The organism is Cochleicola gelatinilyticus (assembly GCF_001637325.1).
Lineage (GTDB): Bacteria > Bacteroidota > Bacteroidia > Flavobacteriales > Flavobacteriaceae > Cochleicola > Cochleicola gelatinilyticus.
Genome location: NZ_LRXL01000023.1, coordinates 1 through 1,941, shown reverse-complemented (window position 1 = coordinate 1,941; position 1,941 = coordinate 1). Strand labels below are relative to the sequence as shown.

The following is a 1,941-nucleotide window of genomic DNA, read 5'->3' as shown; positions in this document are numbered from 1 at the left end:
AATACGCAACTTTTGCTGTAGCAATTTAACTGGAACAGTATGTGCTTACTCGCATGTGTCACAAAATATGCTAACACCGGCTATAAGTAATGCGGGCAATATCGTTTAATCGAAAGTTTAGGTATATTTGGAAGACCGCCAAATCTTTTTAATTTGGCTTTTGAAATAAAAAAAATAAAAACAAAACAAAAAGATTTAGGCTCGTGACGGTTCGAAAAGTAAGTACGCTTTCCTCCCGCACTCCTCATAGCCCAACCGTTGGCAACAATTAAAATAAACAGAACTGAACATAAAAGTGACTAGCGAAAATAAAACACCTACAATATTCTTATCCTACTCTTGGAGTAATAAGAAAGAAGCCACACTTCTGACCAAGGATTTTGATGAAATTGGAATCCCCTTGATTAAGGATACTATTACTTTAAAATACAAGGACAGTTTAACCGATTATATGCAGAGTATCAGAAATACAGACTTTGCTATTATATTATTAAGTGATGAGTATTTAAAGTCACAGAACTGTATGTTCGAGGCTATTGAAATATTAAAAGAACAAAATCATAAGGAGAAAATATTACCAATTTTAATCAATAATCCTATAATATTCAAAGCTCAGGATAGAATCAAATACATTAAATACTGGAGAAATAAGAGAGATTTACTTAAAGCCGAACTTGAAGAATTAGATGTAACTAGTGCAATAGACTCTTACAATGATTTAAAAATTATTGAAATAATATACTCATCTATTGATAGTTTTCTTAAAACAATAGGAGATTTAAAAACATCTACTTTAGAAGAATTAAAAGAAGAAAATTATAAATCAATAATAGAATATCTAGGATTTGAAGATATCTCATTTGTATTGGATTTATTATTGATAATGAGAATAGAGAATTTAGTAATAAAGGAATATGCCTTAGATAAACATATCGAAAAATTCGGAGAAAGTTCGTTAGCATATTATTCAATTGCTCATAATAAAGCCAATCTATTTAAAAAGGAAGAGGCAAAATTTTTCTATGAAAAAGCAATCGAATTGAATCCGAATAGTGAAAGTAGCTGGAATAATTTAGGCTTCTTATATGACAAACAATTTAAACAAGAGAAAAAAGCGATGGAATGTTATCAAACGGCAATTCGAATTAATCCAAATCTTATAATTGCTCGGATAAATTTAGCATTAATTTTCTCTTCAAAAAACTTAACGAAAAAGGCAGAAAATCAATACCTAGAAATATTAAAAATAAATCCGCAAGAACCGAAAGCACATAATAATATAGGGAATATTTATAGAGGGTTTAAAAATAAAGAAAAAGCCATCTTTCATTTTAAAAAAGCAATTGAATATAAACCAGATTATGCAGAAGCTTACCTTAATCTTGGGAATTACTATGATATTCAACTGGATGAATTTGAAAAGGCAATTCCCTATTATGAAAAAGCTAAAAAAATCGCAAATAATGAAGTCATAGACGAAATAGTGGATACAATGTACACGTTAAAAAAGAGGAGAGAATAACTGTTGCCAACAACGTATATAACTCATAGCTAGGTAGTCGTCAAATCAATAGTTTCAGGCGGTTTTGGGAATCCGCCAAATTTTTAAATTTGGCTTTTGTACGGAAAATTAAAATCAAAAAGTAAAAATTTCTGCTCGTGCTAATTCAAAAAGTCTGTACCTTTTAACACGCTACGAGTCATATACAAACCGTTATGCACGATGGCTCCCGTGACGTAATATTCTCCAAGCATTTCGCAACTGAAACTAAAAGATTACGCTGAACTGTAAAGCCGCACGCAATCTGAACGCTAAATAAAACTTCTGACTTAAAATCGTTCGCAGCGAAACGGAAGCGGAAACTTAATGGATACAACACGTCTTATAAAACTGATTGGACAGTACATTTAATTCAATTGTTGGATTACTGAAAACGGGAA

At 31.0% G+C, this 1,941-nt stretch carries 1 protein-coding gene; it reads left to right on the top strand.

Annotation, left to right across the window (positions count from 1 at the left end):
• Positions 1-295: 295 nt before the first annotated feature.
• The gene (locus ULVI_RS01925) at positions 296-1,522 is read left to right on the top strand and encodes a toll/interleukin-1 receptor domain-containing protein (RefSeq protein ID WP_068589075.1); all 1,227 of its coding nucleotides are present in this window, start codon (positions 296-298) and stop codon (positions 1,520-1,522) included.
• Positions 1,523-1,941: the final 419 nt, after the last annotated feature.